Annotated in this window: 15 protein-coding genes; 3 read left to right on the forward strand and 12 right to left on the reverse strand. The window is 30.2% G+C overall.

Translation table 11 applies throughout. From position 1 onward, the window contains the following. The first annotated feature begins 136 nt into the window (after nucleotides 1–136). Nucleotides 137–1,210 (forward strand): PRK06851 family protein, encoded by a 1,074-nt coding sequence (locus Q6H37_RS27455; RefSeq protein WP_318738080.1) that lies wholly within the window; start codon nucleotides 137–139, stop codon nucleotides 1,208–1,210. Nucleotides 1,211–1,256: 46 nt separating this feature from the next. Here Q6H37_RS27455 and Q6H37_RS27460 read toward each other — a convergent pair whose 3' ends face one another. From Q6H37_RS27460 to Q6H37_RS27495, 8 genes are all read right to left on the reverse strand, one after another. Continuing rightward, entirely contained in the window at nucleotides 1,257–3,635 is a 2,379-nt protein-coding gene (locus Q6H37_RS27460; protein ID WP_318738081.1) for a glycogen/starch/alpha-glucan phosphorylase, read from the reverse strand. Nucleotides 3,636–3,642: 7 nt separating this feature from the next. After that, complete coding sequence (malQ, locus tag Q6H37_RS27465; RefSeq protein WP_318738083.1) at nucleotides 3,643–5,121, reverse strand: 4-alpha-glucanotransferase; 1,479 nt, start codon at nucleotides 5,119–5,121, stop codon at nucleotides 3,643–3,645. A 12-nt stretch (nucleotides 5,122–5,133) separates the two neighbouring features. Further along, entirely contained in the window at nucleotides 5,134–7,290 is a 2,157-nt protein-coding gene (locus tag Q6H37_RS27470) for a TIM-barrel domain-containing protein (RefSeq protein ID WP_318738085.1), read from the reverse strand. 38 nt (nucleotides 7,291–7,328) lie between these two features. Then, nucleotides 7,329–8,156, reverse strand: coding sequence for a carbohydrate ABC transporter permease (locus tag Q6H37_RS27475; RefSeq protein ID WP_318738087.1), 828 nt, complete (start codon nucleotides 8,154–8,156; stop codon nucleotides 7,329–7,331). After that, complete coding sequence (locus Q6H37_RS27480; RefSeq protein WP_318738089.1) at nucleotides 8,156–9,022, reverse strand: sugar ABC transporter permease; 867 nt, start codon at nucleotides 9,020–9,022, stop codon at nucleotides 8,156–8,158. The genes Q6H37_RS27475 and Q6H37_RS27480 overlap by 1 nt, the downstream gene beginning before the upstream one ends. Before the next feature lie 63 nt (nucleotides 9,023–9,085). Further along, nucleotides 9,086–10,426: an ABC transporter substrate-binding protein gene (locus Q6H37_RS27485; RefSeq protein WP_318738090.1), complete on the reverse strand. Its 1,341-nt coding sequence runs from the start codon at nucleotides 10,424–10,426 to the stop codon at nucleotides 9,086–9,088. A 74-nt stretch (nucleotides 10,427–10,500) separates the two neighbouring features. Next, entirely contained in the window at nucleotides 10,501–11,601 is a 1,101-nt protein-coding gene (locus Q6H37_RS27490; RefSeq protein ID WP_318738092.1) for a sn-glycerol-3-phosphate ABC transporter ATP-binding protein UgpC, read from the reverse strand. Continuing rightward, a complete protein-coding gene (locus tag Q6H37_RS27495) occupies nucleotides 11,594–12,634 on the reverse strand; it encodes a LacI family DNA-binding transcriptional regulator (protein WP_318738094.1) in 1,041 nt (346 codons plus the stop codon). Before Q6H37_RS27495 ends, Q6H37_RS27490 begins: the two co-directional genes overlap by 8 nt. A 591-nt stretch (nucleotides 12,635–13,225) precedes the next feature. Here Q6H37_RS27495 and Q6H37_RS27500 point away from each other — a divergent pair. Next, nucleotides 13,226–13,534, forward strand: coding sequence for a helix-turn-helix domain-containing protein (locus Q6H37_RS27500; protein WP_318738095.1), 309 nt, complete (start codon nucleotides 13,226–13,228; stop codon nucleotides 13,532–13,534). 247 nt (nucleotides 13,535–13,781) lie between these two features. Next, entirely contained in the window at nucleotides 13,782–14,201 is a 420-nt protein-coding gene (locus Q6H37_RS27505; protein ID WP_412523952.1) for a transposase, read from the forward strand. A gap of 100 nt (nucleotides 14,202–14,301) precedes the next feature. Here the strand turns inward: Q6H37_RS27505 and eutM are convergent, their stop codons facing one another. The 4 genes from eutM to Q6H37_RS27525 form a co-directional block, all read right to left on the reverse strand. Then, nucleotides 14,302–14,595 (reverse strand): ethanolamine utilization microcompartment protein EutM, encoded by a 294-nt coding sequence (eutM, locus tag Q6H37_RS27510; protein ID WP_007059313.1) that lies wholly within the window; start codon nucleotides 14,593–14,595, stop codon nucleotides 14,302–14,304. 76 nt (nucleotides 14,596–14,671) lie between these two features. Then, nucleotides 14,672–15,322, reverse strand: a complete 651-nt coding sequence (locus tag Q6H37_RS27515; protein ID WP_318738101.1) for a phosphate propanoyltransferase — start codon at nucleotides 15,320–15,322, stop codon at nucleotides 14,672–14,674. Continuing rightward, entirely contained in the window at nucleotides 15,322–16,926 is a 1,605-nt protein-coding gene (locus Q6H37_RS27520; RefSeq protein ID WP_318738103.1) for an acetaldehyde dehydrogenase (acetylating), read from the reverse strand. The genes Q6H37_RS27515 and Q6H37_RS27520 overlap by 1 nt, the downstream gene beginning before the upstream one ends. 34 nt (nucleotides 16,927–16,960) lie before the next feature. Then, nucleotides 16,961–17,653 (reverse strand): BMC domain-containing protein, encoded by a 693-nt coding sequence (locus tag Q6H37_RS27525; protein ID WP_318738105.1) that lies wholly within the window; start codon nucleotides 17,651–17,653, stop codon nucleotides 16,961–16,963. Nucleotides 17,654–17,703: the final 50 nt, after the last annotated feature.

Consider the following 17,703-nt stretch of genomic DNA (forward strand, 5'->3'; position numbering starts at 1 on the left):
TATATATCAAAAATTTAATATATAACCAATTTTTATTTTTTTAATATATAATCAAATATAATTTTTAGCAAATATATACACAAAGATACGCTTTTGCATATTATATAATGATTGAAGTAAACGGGAGTGTGTGTTTATGAAAGGTAGTATAAGAAATTTCTTCCCTGGCGGTAATACTTCTTACGGTTTCTATTCCTTTTACCAATACATTATAGACGAAAATATTGCTAAAAGGAAAATATGTATCAAAGGAGGCCCCGGTACTGGTAAATCCTCTCTCATGAAGAATATTGGAAATTTCTTTGTAAACAAAGGATATAATATTGAATATCATCATTGTTCATCCGATAATAACTCTCTAGACGGAGTAGTTATTAAAGGGTTAGAAGTAGCCTTAATTGACGGTACCTCACCTCATATAGTTGATCCAGCAAATCCTGGTGCAGTAGATGAAATACTAAATATGGGTCAGCATTGGAATGAAGAAGGTTTTAAACAGTATAAAAAATTAATAATTGAAACCAACAAAGAAATTAAAAATACTTTTGAAAGAGCCTATAGCTTTTTAAAAGCTTCAAAGCTTATACATGACGATTGGAGTAATTTCCATAGAAATGCTCTTAGTTCTTCTAAACTATTATTATTAGAAGAAGACTTAAAGGACAAAGTTTTTTCAAATTCACTATGCAAAACTCTAGGTAGTGATAGACATATCTTTGCTACAGCTTTTACTCCTAATGGCATTGTAACTTTTATAGAAAATCTAACTGAAAGCTGTAATAAAATTTACGTATTAAATGGAGGTCCAGGAACAGGTAAAACTCAAGTTCTTACATTTTTATATAAGGAAGCTTTACGTAGAGGCTTTTTTATTGAGGTTTACCATGACCCCCTAATTCCTGATAGAATAGAACACATAATAATACCTGAATTAAAAACTGCTATTATAACCTCTAATGAAATAAATAATCAAAAATTCACAGGAACTCAAATATTTATGGAAAACTTAATAGATTACAGTAAAATCAATAAAGATGAACTAGTAAAATCTAAAGAAACCTTCTACAATCTTCTAAATAAAGGCCTGTCGGTTATATCCTCATCCAAAAATCTTCATGACCAACTCGAAAAATACTATGTTTGCAATATGAATTTTAAGGAAATTGATGAAACTTATAAACTATTGCTAGATAGACTCTTAAAATACTAAATATAAAAATAATCTTAAACTGCCATACAAGCAGTTTAAGATTATTCTAATTAAGTTTTTTACTTTTTATATTCCAAATTTCATTTGAATATTCCATAATTGTTCTATCACTACTAAACTTACCTGCACCTGCAATGTTCATTAGCATCTTTCTTGCCCAATCCATCCTATTCTTATATGATGAGTCGACCTCATTTTGGGCTTTCCTATAAGCATCAAAATCTTTAAATATAAAATAATTGTCTGGTCTATGCTCTTTAGTACCTTCAAGTAATGAATTATATAATTCTTTAAATACTCCTGTGTCAGCATCATCAAATGTTCCATCAATTAATGTATTTACAACTCTCTTTAACCCTGGTACCGTTTCATAATATTCTTTAGGATTATAGGTATCTTTAATTTTTTCTATTTCTTCTACTCTTGTACCAAATATAAAGTTATTTTCTTCTCCTGCTTCCTCCACTATTTCTACATTTGCTCCATCATAAGTACCAATAGTAGGCGTTCCATTTAACATAAATTTCATATTACCTGTACCTGAAGCTTCTTTTCCTGCTGTAGAAATTTGCTCGGAAATATCTGCTGCTGGAAATAACTTTTCTCCATAAGAAACTCCGTAATTTTGAATAAATACTACTTTAATTTTATCATTAATTAATGGATCATTATTTATAAGTTTGCCTACCTCATTAATATATTTTATTATAGCTTTTGCTCTAACATATCCTGATGCTGCTTTTGCTCCAAAAATAAAAGTTCTTGGAACAATATCCATTTTAGGATTTTCTTTTAATCTGTAATATAAATCTAAAATACAAAATGCATTTAAAAGTTGTCTTTTGTATTCATGCAATCTCTTTATTTGCATATCAAATAAAGAATGAGGGTTTATACTTATTCCTTCATGTTTCTTAATATATGCGGATAATTGTTCCTTTTTTATCTGTTTAATATTTAAAATCTTATTTAATACATTTTTATTATCTACATATTTTTTTAAACCTTTTAAGGCTTGTAAATCTGTAATCCACTTATTCCCTTGAAGCAATTCTGTTATAAATTCCGATAGTTCTCTATTGCACAACAATAACCATCTTCTTGGAGTAATACCATTAGTTTTATTTAAAAATCTATGTGGGTAAAGATCATACCAATCTTTCAATTCCCGATATTTTAATATATTTGTATGAATTTCAGCTACACCATTTGTAGCATGAGTTCCATAAATTGCAAGCCAAGCCATACGAATTTTTTTATTGTAAATTATTTTCATAAGATTAATTTTCTCATAATTATTATTATCTTTTTTAAGTTCTCTATTAAATCTATTACTTATCTGAGTGATTATCTTATAGACCTTAGGTATCACTTTTTTATAAAGTTTAATATCCCATTCTTCAAGAGCTTCCCTTAATATAGTATGATTTGTATATGAAAAAGTATTTACAACAATGTCCCAAGCGTTTTGCCATCCTACCTTTTCTTCATCTACTAATATTCTCATAAACTCCGGTATAGCTACTACTGGATGAGTATCATTAAGTTGAATTGCATTATACTCCTTAAATAATTCAAAATTATTTCCATGCTGTTTTTTAAACTTTCTAATTAAATCCTTTATTGATGCTGAAACAAAGAAATACTGTTGTTTTAATCTTAATATTTTACCTTCTTCTGTAGAATCATTTGGATATAATACTCTAGAAATATCTTCAGCTCTGTTTTTATTCTTTACAGCTTCTTCATACTTTTGAGCATTAAATAAATCAAGATCAAATTCTATTAAAGGCTCGGCTTGAAATAGTCTAAGCTTATTAATATTATTGGTTCCATATCCTATAATTGGCGTATCATATGGAACAGCTTTTACTTTTTCATTAGCAAATTCCACAATTACTGTATCAGCATCTTTACGAATAGACCAAGGATAACCATACTTTAACCAATTATCTATTTTTTCAACCTGAAAACCCTCCTCAAAACTTTGCTTAAACAATCCATAATTATATCTTATTCCGTATCCTGTAACTGGTAAATTCTTTGTGGCTGCTGAATCCATTAAACATGCAGCTAGTCTTCCAAGCCCTCCATTACCAAGTGCTGCATCCTCTTCTATTTCTTCAATATCATTAATATTAATATTTAATTCTTTTAAAGTGCTCTTAATTTCATCATAAATTCCTAGATTCATCAAGTTATTTCCTAAAGATCTTCCCATTAAAAATTCTGCTGACAAGTAATATGCTTGTTTATCATTTGAATAAATTTCTTCAGTTTTATTCCAATTTTCTATTATCAATGACATAATTACTTTAGAAATTGCATTATATTTTTCGTAGTTTTGTGCAGTATTTAAAGTTTTCCCATAGTCCAAATTTAAAAATTTTTCTATATTTGTTTTAAGTTCCTTAGCGTTTAACATTTCAACCCTACCTTCCATACAATTTAGTAATTCCTCTGATTTTTTTAGCTAATTTATCATTTAAATATTTTTTATCCACCCTCCACTGCCAATTTCCACCTACAGTTGATGGAATATTCATTCTAGCTTCGCTGCCAAGACCTAAATAATCTTGAAGCTGAGCTATGGCCAAATTTGCTACAGAACTTAAAGCACCTCTTATAAATCCCCAATTATACCCTTCTCTTTTATTTAATTTTAAATACCTTTTAGCAAAATTTATATCTTTTATATTAGCATTTTCCATCCATCCAATTACAGTTTCATTATCATGTGTTCCAGTATAAACTATACAATGTTTATCATAATTATGAGGTAAATAATCACTTTCCTCTCTAGTATCAAAAGCAAACTCAAGTACTTTCATTCCCGGAAATCCTGTAATAATTCTAAATTCTGTAACTTCTTTTGTTAAGTATCCTAAATCTTCTGCTATAATATTCACTTTTCCTAATGATTTTTCCACTTCATCAAATAATTTTATACCTGGACCCTTTTCCCACTTGCCATTTACTGCTGTTTCTTCCCCATAAGGTACTTGCCAAAAAGATTCAAAACCTCGAAAATGATCTATTCTTATTACATCATATAAAATAATATTCCTTTTAATTCTTTGTATCCACCATTTATAGTTATTTTTCTCCAAATAGTTCCAATCATATATAGGGTTTCCCCATAGTTGACCTGTAGCAGAAAAAGCGTCTGGAGGGCATCCTGAAACTACAATAGGTTTCTTATTCTTATCCAGTAGAAACATTTCGCTGTTTGCCCATGTATCTGCACTATCTTCAGCTACATAAATTGGAATATCTCCAATAATTTTAATTCCATTATTATTGGCATAATCCTTCAATTTTGTCCACTGACTAAAAAACATATATTGTAAAAATACCCAATAGTCTATTTCTTCTTTTAATTCTTTTCTACAATAATTTAATGCCTTTATTTTTCTTAACTTAATATTTTTATCCCACTGCTGCCATGAACTTAAGTAGAACTTTGACTTTATAGACATATATAAAGCATAATCCTCTAACCATTCTCTATTTTCATCTCTAAAACTTTTTATTTTTTCTTTATGCTTTTCTTTACAATTCTTAAAAGCAATTCTTAAAATTGGCATTTTATTATTAAATATTTTTTCATAATCTACTTTTGTATTATTAGAACCAAAATCCATATTTTGGTACTGTCCCTTTTCTAATAATCCTTCTTCAGCTAAAATATCAAAATCTATAAAATATGGATTGCCTGCAAATGCTGAAAAAGGTTGGTAGGGTGAATCTCCTAATCCTGTAGGATTTAACGGCAATACTTGCCAATACTTTTGTCCCGATTTTACTAAAAAATCTACAAACTCATAAGCTTCTTTACCAAAAGTTCCTATTCCATATGGACTTGCTAAAGATGTAATATGCATTAAAATTCCACTGCTTCTTATACTCATCGCCTTTCTCCTTTATTCCTTTAAGTAAATTATTTTTCTATACATTTCTCCATTAATATTTATTACTTCAAAATTCAATCTTTTTATTGACGTATTTCCTTTATTTTGAACTTTTATTAAATAATCTTTATCTATTTTTTCAATTTCAATAATCAAATTGGAATACACACCCATTTTGTAATCATAAGTTTTTCCATCATCATCATGATAAATATAAGTGGCTCTATTTTCAACAAAAGCTATTATATTTAGTTCTGTATTATATAATTTTTCTACGCTTTGAAAACAGTTTCCTAAGACTAACATTTTATCTTTTCTTATAAAAATAGGAATTTCATCAATATCTACATTTATATATCTGTGACCTTTTTTAATTACATTGTACTTTCTATTTCTATAATCCTTTGCCTTCCATAAAAGCATATCCTGTGGAAGATATATGTACCTTCCTAATGAATTTTCCTCATATATTGGGGTAATCATCAGAGAATCTCCAACTAATAATTGATTTTCTATTCTTCTTGACATTTCATCTTTATATATAAAGGCAAGTGGAAAAAAGTACATATCCTTATTTATAATTGCTTTCATATATTCAGAATAAATATATGGTATCAGAGCATATCTAATTTCTATAGCCTTTTTAATTATGAAAGTAACTTTTTCCTCAAAAGAAAAAGGTTCTTGATATCTTGTATCTTGAGCAGAATGATTCCTAAATAATGGTGTAAACACACTAAACTGTGTCCACCTTATAGCTAATTCTCCATTGGCATCCCCTGAAAATCCTCCAGTATCTGCACCAGTATATAAAAACCCACACATATTTAAAGAAGGCATCATCTTTATATTTAGTAAAATATGTTCCCACCATGAACTATTGTCACCAGTCCATATACCTCCATATCTATGCATTCCTATATAAGATGCTCTAGAAAATAACAAAAATCGTTTATTAGGCTGAATCTCACTTAACCCATCTTTAGCACTTCTGGTCATATTAAATCCAAAAAGGTTATGAACTTTATAATGATTTATAATCTTTCCATCAATATTGTGATAAAAGCTTTTATAATCTTCTATGCTATTTGACATTTTAAGAAACTTACTTTCCAATTCAAAAAAAGAATAACTATCTAGATTTTTTCCTTTTAGATCTTTTACTACTTGAATAATTTTATCTAATCCTCTACTGGTATAAAATATTGCAGGTTCATTCATATCATTCCAAAAACCTTCTATCCCCATATCAGTTAAAATCTTATATTTGTATCCAAACCACTTTCTTACTTTGCTATTTAGAAAATCTGGGAAATGACATTTTCCTGGCCAAACTGCAGCAATAAAATTTTTCCCTGCTTCATCAGTACAAAAATAATTATTTGTTACCCCTTCTTCATAGACATCATAACCACTTTCTATTTTAATTCCTGCATCAATTATAGGTATAAGCCTAAATCCTTTATCTTTAACTTTTTTTACGAAATCCTTAAAATCTGGGAATGCTTTTTTATCTATAGTAAAATCTTTGAAGCCTTCCATATAATCAATATCGAGATCAATTGCATCACAAGGAATATTATTTTCTATAAATTTATCTATAATCTCATAAATACTTTTTTCATTTTTATATCCCCATCTTGATTGTTGATATCCAAAAGCCCATTTAGGAGGTACATAAGATTCTCCAATAACTTCTAAAAACTTATTTACAATATTCTTTGATGATTTCCCATGTATCATATACACATCTACACTTTTATCTTCTATTATAATTTTTAGTTCATCTCTAATAGTAAATCCTATATCAAATATAACCTTGCCTGGAAAATCCACAAAAATTCCAAACTTATTTTTACCATCTACAATTATAAAATTGTGAGCACCATATAAAGACTTTTTATTTGGAGTATGAATAGGATCATCACTGCAAAAACTTTCGTATATCCCTCCTCTTTTATTCATTCCTCTTTGATTTTCACCGAGTCCCCATACAACATCATTGTTATTCATTATATAAGTAAACTTTAATTCTTTATCATTAGTTACTTGAAAGAATTCAAAAGGATCATTGCATAATTGTTCATTATTTATAGTTATAGCATCTGTTTTTATTGGATTTCCAAAAGTATATTTAATTACACTATCATTAACCTTATAAGTTTTCATTTAATTTCCCCCGTATTAAAAAAATTCAACTAAGATTCCTATTTAATGGCCCCTTGAGTAACTCCTTTAACAATATACTTTTGAGCAATTATATAAAATATAATAATTGGAATCATAGCTAGTACAAGACCTGCCAATGCTAAATTCCACTTTTTAGAATACTCTCCAAAGAAGTAGAACATTTTAAGTGGAATAGTTTGCCACTCAGGTTTATTTATAACAAGCTGTGGAAGTAAAAAATCATTCCATATCCACATAACATTTAGAATACTTACAGTAGCAGTGATTGGCTTTAATAAAGGGAAAACAATAAACCAAAATATTTGAAATTTATTACATCCATCAATTGTTGCTGCTTCTTCTAGCTCAACTGGTATATTTTTAATAAATCCATGGTACATAATTATTGATAAACTTGAACCAAAACCCAAATAAATAAATACTAGCCCTACTGGATTTAGAAGATGTAATTTGCCCATTAAATTGACAAGAGGAAGCATTACAGATTGGAATGGAATTAGCATAGCTGCTGCAAACAAAAAAAATAGAAACTTACTTGATTTTGTCTTTGATCTAACCAGCGTCCAAGCTGCCATTGAAGCAAAAATTACTATAACCAAAGTACTTAATACAGTTATTAAAAAAGAATTCATTAAAGCATGCGGAAAATTTAAATCATTAAAAGCTTGGACGTAATTTTCTAATGTACACATTGCTTTTGATGGAATTCCTAAAACATCTACATAAATCCCCTTTTGAGTTTTAAAGGAATTTATAAATGCAATATACAATGGTATCAAAAATACAATTGCTATAAAACAAGCAAATACATTCCATATTACTTTTTTAATAGTATTTTCTCTCACTACATCTCTACCTCCCTTTTCTTATTAAAGTTTAATTGAGTTAATGTTATTACTGCTACCGTAATTAAAAATATTACAGCTTTAGCCTGAGCTACTCCAAAATTATTTAAAACAAATGCCGTATCATAAATATTAAGTGCTAGCATTTGAGTTGAATTGAACGGTCCTCCTGCTGTAAGAGCAAGATTTTGATCATATAATTTAAAAGAATTAGATAAAGTTAAAAAAATTCCTACTGTAAATGCTGGTGCTACCAGTGGAATTACTACATGTATAAGTGTTTGAAATGCATTTGCTCCATCTATTTTTGCAGCTTCTTTTAAATTTTCAGGAATTCCTTGAAGTGCAGCTATGTAAATAACCATCATGTACCCTGACATTTGCCACGACATTAATATAACTAGTCCCCAAAAACCTGTTGCTGTAGTTGAGAGCCAACCTCTTAGAAATTCAATTCCTAATTTCATACCAACTGCATCAAAAGCCTTTGTAAAAATAAACTGCCATATAAATCCGAGTACAAGTCCTCCAATCATATTAGGCATAAAAAATATACTTCTTAATATGCTGCTTGCCCTCATTCCTCTTGTAACTAATAATGCTAATGCAAAACCAATGAAGTTAATCAAAATAACTGATACTATAGAAAATTTTAGAGTAAATAAAAATGATGTGCCAAAATCGCTTTGCTTTTTAAATACTTGTAGATAATTTGCAATTCCTATAAATCTACATTTATTTTCTATACCATTCCAATCAGTAAATGAATAATATATTCCTAATAAAGCAGGTATGATCACAACTAACAAAAATGCAATTAATATAGGTCCTACAAAGAAACAAAAACTTAATTTTGATTTTTTCATATTAACCTCCCTTATTCTAAATAGAGCTTTGGGAGAGAAAAAATCCCTCCCTTTTCCTAATTTCTATTTTCTTGAATCTTCCCATTTAGCTTGACTATTCTTTATAACATCTTCCCATTTTTCCTGTCCACCTAGGTATTTTTGAATTTCTTCTCCAAGACACTTCTGTCCCCACCCAGTTGGATATCCCATAAATACCCATGGTGTTGTCTTTTTAGCTTCTACATATCTATTAACAGCTGCATTAAGACTAGTTTTTTGTGGAAACTTTTCATATCCTTTTAATGCTGGTACAAAACTAAATTTATTAACAACAAAATCTTTTCCCTTATCAGAAGTATATAACCAATTCAGAAAATCCTTAGCAGCCTTTTGTTGTTCCTGTGAAACTTTATTGTTAACTGCCCAGTACATTGGCTCACCTACAGGAATTGAATCTTCCTTTCCTCCTTTAATTGGCATAGGTAATATATCTAAATTATTTGCAACTTTTTCATCTGTCTTTTTAACATCATTAAAAATCCAATTTCCCTGTTGAATTATAGCAACTCGCTCAACAGCAATACCTGAACCAACTTGAGTTGCATAATCAACTGCATTTAACTTTCCTTTCTCCTTTGAATTTGGAGAATAATTAGCTTGTAAATCTATTAAAGCCTTTAATGCTTCACTATTTTTAAATTCAACCTTTTTTGCTTTGAAACTTTCCTCGCAATTTTTAAATTCCGTATTTAATACTGCATTTGATGTGTGTAATCCTGTTACCCAAGTTTCCTTAGCTGGCATTTCAAATACTGCTTCAAGTTTTGGATATTTGCTCTTTAACTCCCCTGATTTTATCTTTGAATCAAGAGTTTTTACTGCTGATTCCAAACTTGCATAATCTTTGATAGTGCTGCTATCTATCCCTGCATCTTTAAATATAGCTTTATTATATATAAATCCATATCCTTCAACATCAAATGGTAAACCATAAATTTTGTTGTCAACAGTTACATCTGTTAATGCTCCATCGATAGCTTGCTTTACCCATGGTTCTCCTGATAAATCTACAAGTCTAGATTGCCAGTCTTTTACATCTTGTGGTCCCCCTACATTAAATATAGCTGGTTCTTCTCCAGATTGAACTTTTGCCTTAAGTGCAGCACCGTAATCGTTCCCTCCCCCAACAGTTTGAATGTTGATTTTAACATTTGAATGTTCTTTTGAATATTCTTCAGCCGCTTCTTTAAATTCCTTATTCATTTCAACTTTAAATTGAAATATATTTAAAGTTACTGAATCCTTGTTAGAACCCTCTGATGATGTTTGTTGAGATTTTGATGAACATCCAGCTAATGTCAATGATGACGTTAGCATCATAGTAGAAGTAACCAAAGCTAACATTTTTTTAATACTCTTCATACAATTTCCCCCCTGATTTTAAATAAATTACCCTATAAAATGGGCACTATTACTAGCTCTTTAATTTTTTTGGATTACAGAGATATATTTTGCTCTTTTTCCAAATCAAAAATATGGCACTGGTCCATATTTAACATAAACTTTTCTTTACTTCCAACCTTCAATATTTTTGAATTTTTCATATGAATTTTTGCAGTAAAAATTCCCCCTGCAAAGCTAAAGTATACATAAGATTCACTTCCCATATATTCAATAACATCAATTATTCCTTCTATAGAATCTGTATTATCTTCTTCAGTTAAATTAATATGCTCCGGTCTAATTCCCAGCCAAACTTTTTCATCTAAATGATCTTTAACTTTACAAGCTTTATTTTTAGAAATCACTAATTCCGTTTCTTCTATTTTTATTACTACACAACCATTATTATTAATTAGTTTTCCTTGAATAAAGTTCATAGAAGGTGAACCAATAAAGCTTGCTACAAACTTATTTGCGGGATAGCTGTATAAATTACTAGGGTTGTCTACTTGCATTATCCTTCCAAAATTCATAACACATATTCTATCTCCCATAGTCATTGCTTCTACTTGATCATGAGTAACATATATCATAGTAGCTTTAAGTTTCTTATGTAATTTAGAAATCTCTACCCTCATATGTACTCTTAATTTAGCATCTAAATTAGACAATGGTTCATCAAATAAAAATACTTCTGGATTACGAACAATTGCTCGTCCAACTGCAACTCTTTGTCTTTGTCCTCCCGACAGTTCCTTAGGTTTTCTATTTAGTTCACCTTCCAAACCTAAAATTTTTGCAGCTTCATGAACTTTTTCAGTAATTACATTTTTAGGTGTTTTTTTTATTTTTAAAGAAAAAGCCATATTTTCATAAACTGTCATATGAGGATACAGTGCATAATTTTGAAAAACCATTGCAATTCCTCTATCCTTAGGATGAATATTATTTACTAACTTATCTCCTATGTAAATTTGTCCATCTGAAATTTCTTCAAGTCCAGCTATCATTCTTAAAGTTGTAGATTTTCCACAACCTGACGGCCCTACAAACACCATAAATTCTCCATCATTTATTTCCAAATTAATGTCATTTACAGCTTTAAATTCATTGTCATAAATCTTTTGTACCTTTTTTAAAATCACTTTAGCCATTATTATCATCTCCCATATAATATTTTTTGCAAGATTCCTTTTCTACTAACTCTGTTTCAAAAATAACATGACAATTTTTTTTCTTGTTTTTAATTAAATCAAATATAATCTCTACGCTCTTTTGTCCCATTTCTTCCACAGGTTGCTTTATAGTAGTTAAAGAAGGATGGAAATACTGAGAATACTCTATTCCATCAAAACCTATTACAGAGATATCTTCAGGTATCCTTAATCCTTCATTTAACATTGCCTTTGATGCACCAATAGCCATAATATCTGTAGTAGCAAATACCGCTGTTATATTCAAATTTTTATTTAGTAACCTCTTCATAGAGTCAAATCCAGATTTGAAAGTATATTTTCCTATTTCCACAAGTTCGGGATTAAATTTAATACCATTTTCCAAAAGTGCCCTTTTATACCCTTCAAATCTAAGCTTTCCTACACTTATATCCTCTTCGCCTGTGGTTATAATTGCAATATTTTTATGACCTAACTTGCATATATAATCTACTGCCTTAAAAGCTGACTTTTTATTTTCTATAATTACACTTGAAAAAAAGTTTTTATCTGTATTTTCTATAATATTTGTTGATGTAAGCACTAAAGGAATTTTTAAATTTTCTAGTTTGCGTCTATTTAAATTATCAAAATTACCTCCAAGACATATCAATCCTTTTAATTTTTTTTCTTTAATAAGCTCTACAGCAACTTCAAAATCATTATCATTAGTTTCATTGTAATGTAGTATCATAGCGTATTCTTTATCTGCTATTTTTTTTTCTATAGATTTCATCATTTTTGAAAAAAACGGATTATCAATACCTTTAATTAAGACCCCAATGTTTTTTGAAGTATTTCTTTTAAGGTTTCTTGCACTATTATTTGGTATATAATTAACATTCTGTATTATCTTTAATACTCTTTTTCTTGTTTCTTCCTTAACATCAGGGTGATTGTTTAAAACTCTTGATACTGTACTTACTCCAACTCCTGAAATTCGTGATATATCTTTTATAGTAAAATCTTTCATTGACAAGACCTCTTCTCTAAAAATTGTTATGTTCCATAACGTTTTTATAAGTGTCTTAGAAATACCCTAATTCACATTTTTTACCATTCACTGATTATAAATAAATTCTACTTTAATAAAACTGAATTTATTGCCTTATATTATAATGACACCGTTTCCGGTATCGGTACCAGCTACATTTATATAATAACATATTTTAACATTTATGTTAAGTTTTTTATTTTATCGTATTTTATGTAATAGTGCTTGCAAAAATTATTAGCTCTTATTAAAATTATTGCATTTTATAATTTACCACCTTAAAAAATTAATTATAAATATGTCAATTGATACTTTTATATTTTTTTCTTAAAATATAATTTCTCTATCCTAATGTACATCTCATTTGTTAATACTAAAATCTTCATTTAGCAAAATAGAAAACATTTAAAGTTTACTTTTTATATAGAAAGAAGCTGTCCCTTACTGATATGCTCCCTTCTAGGTAGACAAGCGAAATAATAAAAACTTGTCACTTAGAAGGGAGCATTTTCTATAATAGGAAACAAAAAATACTCAGCAGAGTTAAAACTTTCAGCAGTACATGATTACTTGGCAGGAATAGGTTCACAAGATGATATTTGTGCAAAATACAAAATTCGTTCAAAAGGTAAGTTACAAGAATGGATTAAGCAGTATAATAGTCATGAAGAATTTAAAATCTCTAGAACTGGAGGAACATTAATCATGACTAAAGGACGTAAAACCACTTATGATGAAAGAATTGAAATAGTTAAATATTGCATTGAACATGAGAATAACTATAATGAAACTGCTAAAAAATATAAGGTATCACAGCAGGTCTATCTCTGGTTGAGGAAATATGAGAAAAATAGATCAAAGAGGACGTACAAAACCTGAAAACGAACTGTCAGAACTAGAAAAGCTTCGTGCTGAAAATCGTTTGTTAAAAGCAGAAAACAAACGAAATGAAATGGAGATGGAATTCTTAAAAAAACTCGACGAAATCGAAAGGAGGCGGTTCTAAGCCAGGTACAGAATAAAACAATCTATCTAGCGATCCAAGATATACATGATGAAAAAGGATGTTCAGTTTCAGAATTATGCAGATATGCAAACATAGCACGTTCATCCTACTATAAGTGCCATCTTAGATTTAGGTGATAAGAGCATTGTTTCATTTGTCATTAGTCATTCGAACAATAATACGCTTGTATTTGAAACATTTGATTTGGCACACGAACAGTATCCAGATGCAAAACCTATTTTTCACAGCGACCGAGGTTTTCAATATACTTCAAAGATTTTTAAGAAGAAAATTGATGATGCAGGAATGACACAAAGTATGTCAAGAGTATCAAGGTGTATAGATAATGGACCTATGGAAGCCTTTTGGGGTATGCTTAAATCAGGAATGTACTACTTAAACAAATTTAATTCCTACGAAGAATTGAAACAAGCAGTCATTGATTACATAGAATACTATAATAATGGTCGATATCAAAAGCGACTCAAATTTATGACACCACTAGAGTATAGAGAATATTTACAAAATAAAGCAGCATAAAAATATCTCCAACCCAATAATCGTAGTTGGAGATATAAAAGTTTTTTTATTTTTTTATCTGTCTACTTGACAGGGGGCACTTCATTCTTTAATTAAAATCTTATTTTGTAATTTCTTTATTTGATGGAAGAATCACTTCAACTTCTGAATGTGGACGTGGAATAACGTGAACTGATATTAATTCTCCAACACGTTGTGCAGCAGCAGCACCAGCATCTGTAGCAGCTTTAACAGCTCCAACATCTCCTCTAACCATAACAGTTACAAGTCCGCCTCCAACATATTCTTTACCTATTAAATATACGTTTGCTGCCTTAACCATAGCGTCAGCTGCTTCTACTGCTCCTACTAATCCTTTAGTTTCTATCATTCCTAATGCATCATATTTTACCATTTTAAAATCCTCCTAAAATATCTTTTATTTTTATATTTTAATTTTTAATTATAACTTTTTATTTTTATTAATTTTCTTATTTTACTATTGTTATTTTTGAGTTTGAGTTAATGCCCATTGCATTGGCCTCTTCGATATCAAGATGACATTCAAGACTTGAAGCATCATTAGCTCTAATAGCTACATTGCTATATACTCCACCTCTTAAATCATCAAATTTTATTGATACTACATCTCCATCGCAAACTCCTAAATTTTTAGCATCTTTAGGTGTCATGTGAATGTGTCTTTGTGCAACTACTAATCCCTCTTCAATTTGAACAGAACCTTTTGGTCCAACTAGTGTGACTCCTGGTGTTCTGCTTAAATCTCCGGATAATCTTACATGTGGCACTGCTCCAAGCTTAACACAGTCTCCAGCTAATACTTCAACTTGTGTCTTGCTTCTTACAGGTCCAAGGATTCTAACTTTCTCAATAGCACCTTTTGCTCCGCAAAGCGTTACAACTTCCTTGCAAGCATATTGTCCAGGTTGAGATAGATCTTTAAGCTTCACAAGTTGATAGTCTTTGCCAAATAAACACTCTAAATCTTTTTGTGAAAGATGTAAATGTCTATTGGAAATACCTACTGGAATTTCAGATAAATTTCCTTGAACCACAGCTTTTTTTTCATTAGCTTTAACTGCTTCTAATAAAAGCTTTAATACTGATTCAAAATCATCCATTAGTTTGCCTCCTTAATAGCAGCAACTATTTGGTTAACTAAATCTAAAAGTCCTTCATTTTTTGTACTTTCATCGTTAGTGCAAGTGTTATTAGTGCTAGCAGTTTCAGCACATTCATTAACTTTATTTAAAGCTGCTGCAGCCGCTGCAATTTGAGCTGGACTCATGTTCATAAATGCGTTTTCAATTTCATTACAGCTTTCAGTAGTTTTTGCACAATAGCTGGAAGTTTTATCGTCAACTGCTAATGTTGTACAATCCTTTATACCATAAGCAACTCTCTTAATGTTTACAAGGTGCTCTGGAGTAACGTTCTCAGATACTGAGCTTCCACCCCAAGTACCACAGCCTAAAGTGAAGGAAGGTTTAAGACCTGTGCTTGCACCAGTTCCACCTTGGGTTCCACCGGTATTAACAAGAATACGGGAAGCTGGCTTTTTAGCAAACTTCATAACTATATCTCTATCTTCAGTATGAATACTCATTGTATGACCAATTCCATTTTGAAGTAATTCAATACTTAATTCACATGCTTCATGCCAATCTTTTACTGTATAGAAGCCAAGAACTGTTGTAAGTTTTTCGAAGGATAATGGGTTACCTTCTCCTACTCCATTTTGTCTTCCTATAAGTACTCTTGTTCCTTCTGGAATTACAATTCCTGCAGCATCAGCAATAACTTGTGGACTTCTTCCAACGAACTTAGCATTCATAGCATGTCCATTTTTGAATAACAATTGACAAACTTTATCAGTTTCATCTTTTGTCATGAAGTATCCACCTTGTTTCTTGAACTCTTCAACAACTCTGTCGTGATTACATTCTTCACAGATTATTGATTGTTCTGAAGCACAAATTGTACCATTATCAAAAGTTTTACTTGCCATAATGTTTTTAACAGCTTTTTCTACATCAGCAGTTCTTTCAATGTATGCTGGAGAGTTTCCTGCACCAACACCAAGAGCTGGCTTTCCTGAGCTATAAGCAGCTTTAACCATTCCTGGACCACCTGTAGCTATTATTATAGAAACTTCTTTACACTTCATTAATTCATTTGTGGCTCCAATTGTTGGAATACTTACTGCGCTTATAATATTTTCTGGAGCACCAGCTGCAACAGCTGCATCATGCATTAATTGAACTGCTTTAGTTGTACATTTTGCAGCAGATGGATGTGGTGAAAATACTATAGCATTACGAGATTTAATTGAGATCATAGCTTTGAAAATAGCTGTAGATGTTGGATTTGTTGAAGGTACTATACCCATAACTAAACCAACTGGCTCAGCAATCTCTATAAGCTTGCTTATCGTATCTTCTTTAACTATACCTATAGTCTTCATATCTTTTATTGAATTGTATAGTATAGTAGATGCTAAATGATTTTTGAAAGTTTTATCTTCAGCTTTACCAAAACCAGTTTCTTCAACCGCCATCTGTGCTAAACAAACAGCATGTTCTTCTGCAACTTTAACCATATTGAGTAAAATTTTATCGATTTGCTCTTCAGTATAGTCAGCAATTTTATCAGCTGCTACTTTTCCAAGTCTAGCAAGATTTCTAGCTTCTTGAATTGAGCGTAAATCTTTATCAAAGTTTTCCATTATTTCATACTTCCTCTCTTAGCTTTAACAATAGCTATTTTTTCTCATAATATAGCTTAAATTTGCTAATTAATAGATTTTTATTAGCCTTTGAAATTGCTCTTCCTGCGATTACAAAATCTTTGTATTCACGAGCTAGATTCCTGAGTTTAACAACCGTTAATTTAGATAGTATAGAAATGGCTTTTTCTATACCATTTTGGCTTACTGACTTATCTATATCATCTTTGTGCAAGTTCTCTAGGTTTACCTTATGCATTTTACCTAAGTCTAAAGCATCTTCATTTTTCTCAGCATTCTCTTCAGCTTTTTCTAGACCATTTGTTTCTTCCACAATTTTTACTTCTTCTGTAGATTCTACTTCTTCTGCAACTTTTAATTTCTCTATAAATTCTGCTTCTATAACTTCTGCTTTGTGTGTACCCTCTACATTAGTTAAGTCCTTTTCAGAATCATTAGGCCCAATTATATTTTTCAATTCCTCATGAGGACGTGGAATTACATGCTCTGAAACTAAAGCTTGTTCATGGAGTTTTTTAACAGCTGCTGCTCCAGCTTCTATAGCTGCTTTTACTGCACCTACATCACCTGTAATTGAAATCGTAACAAGACCGCCACCTACATAAGTTTTTTCAATAATACTTACATCTGCTGATTTCACCATAGTATCAGCTGCCTCAATAGCTGCAAGTAATCCTTTTGTTTCTATTAAACCAAGCGATTGCATAAGTTTATCCTCCTAGTCTTCTATGAAGTTAAGACTTGAATCAGGTGGGG

This window comes from Clostridium sp. JS66 (assembly GCF_033561535.1).
In the GTDB taxonomy this organism is placed as follows: Bacteria; Bacillota; Clostridia; order Clostridiales; family Clostridiaceae; genus Clostridium_AM; species Clostridium_AM carboxidivorans.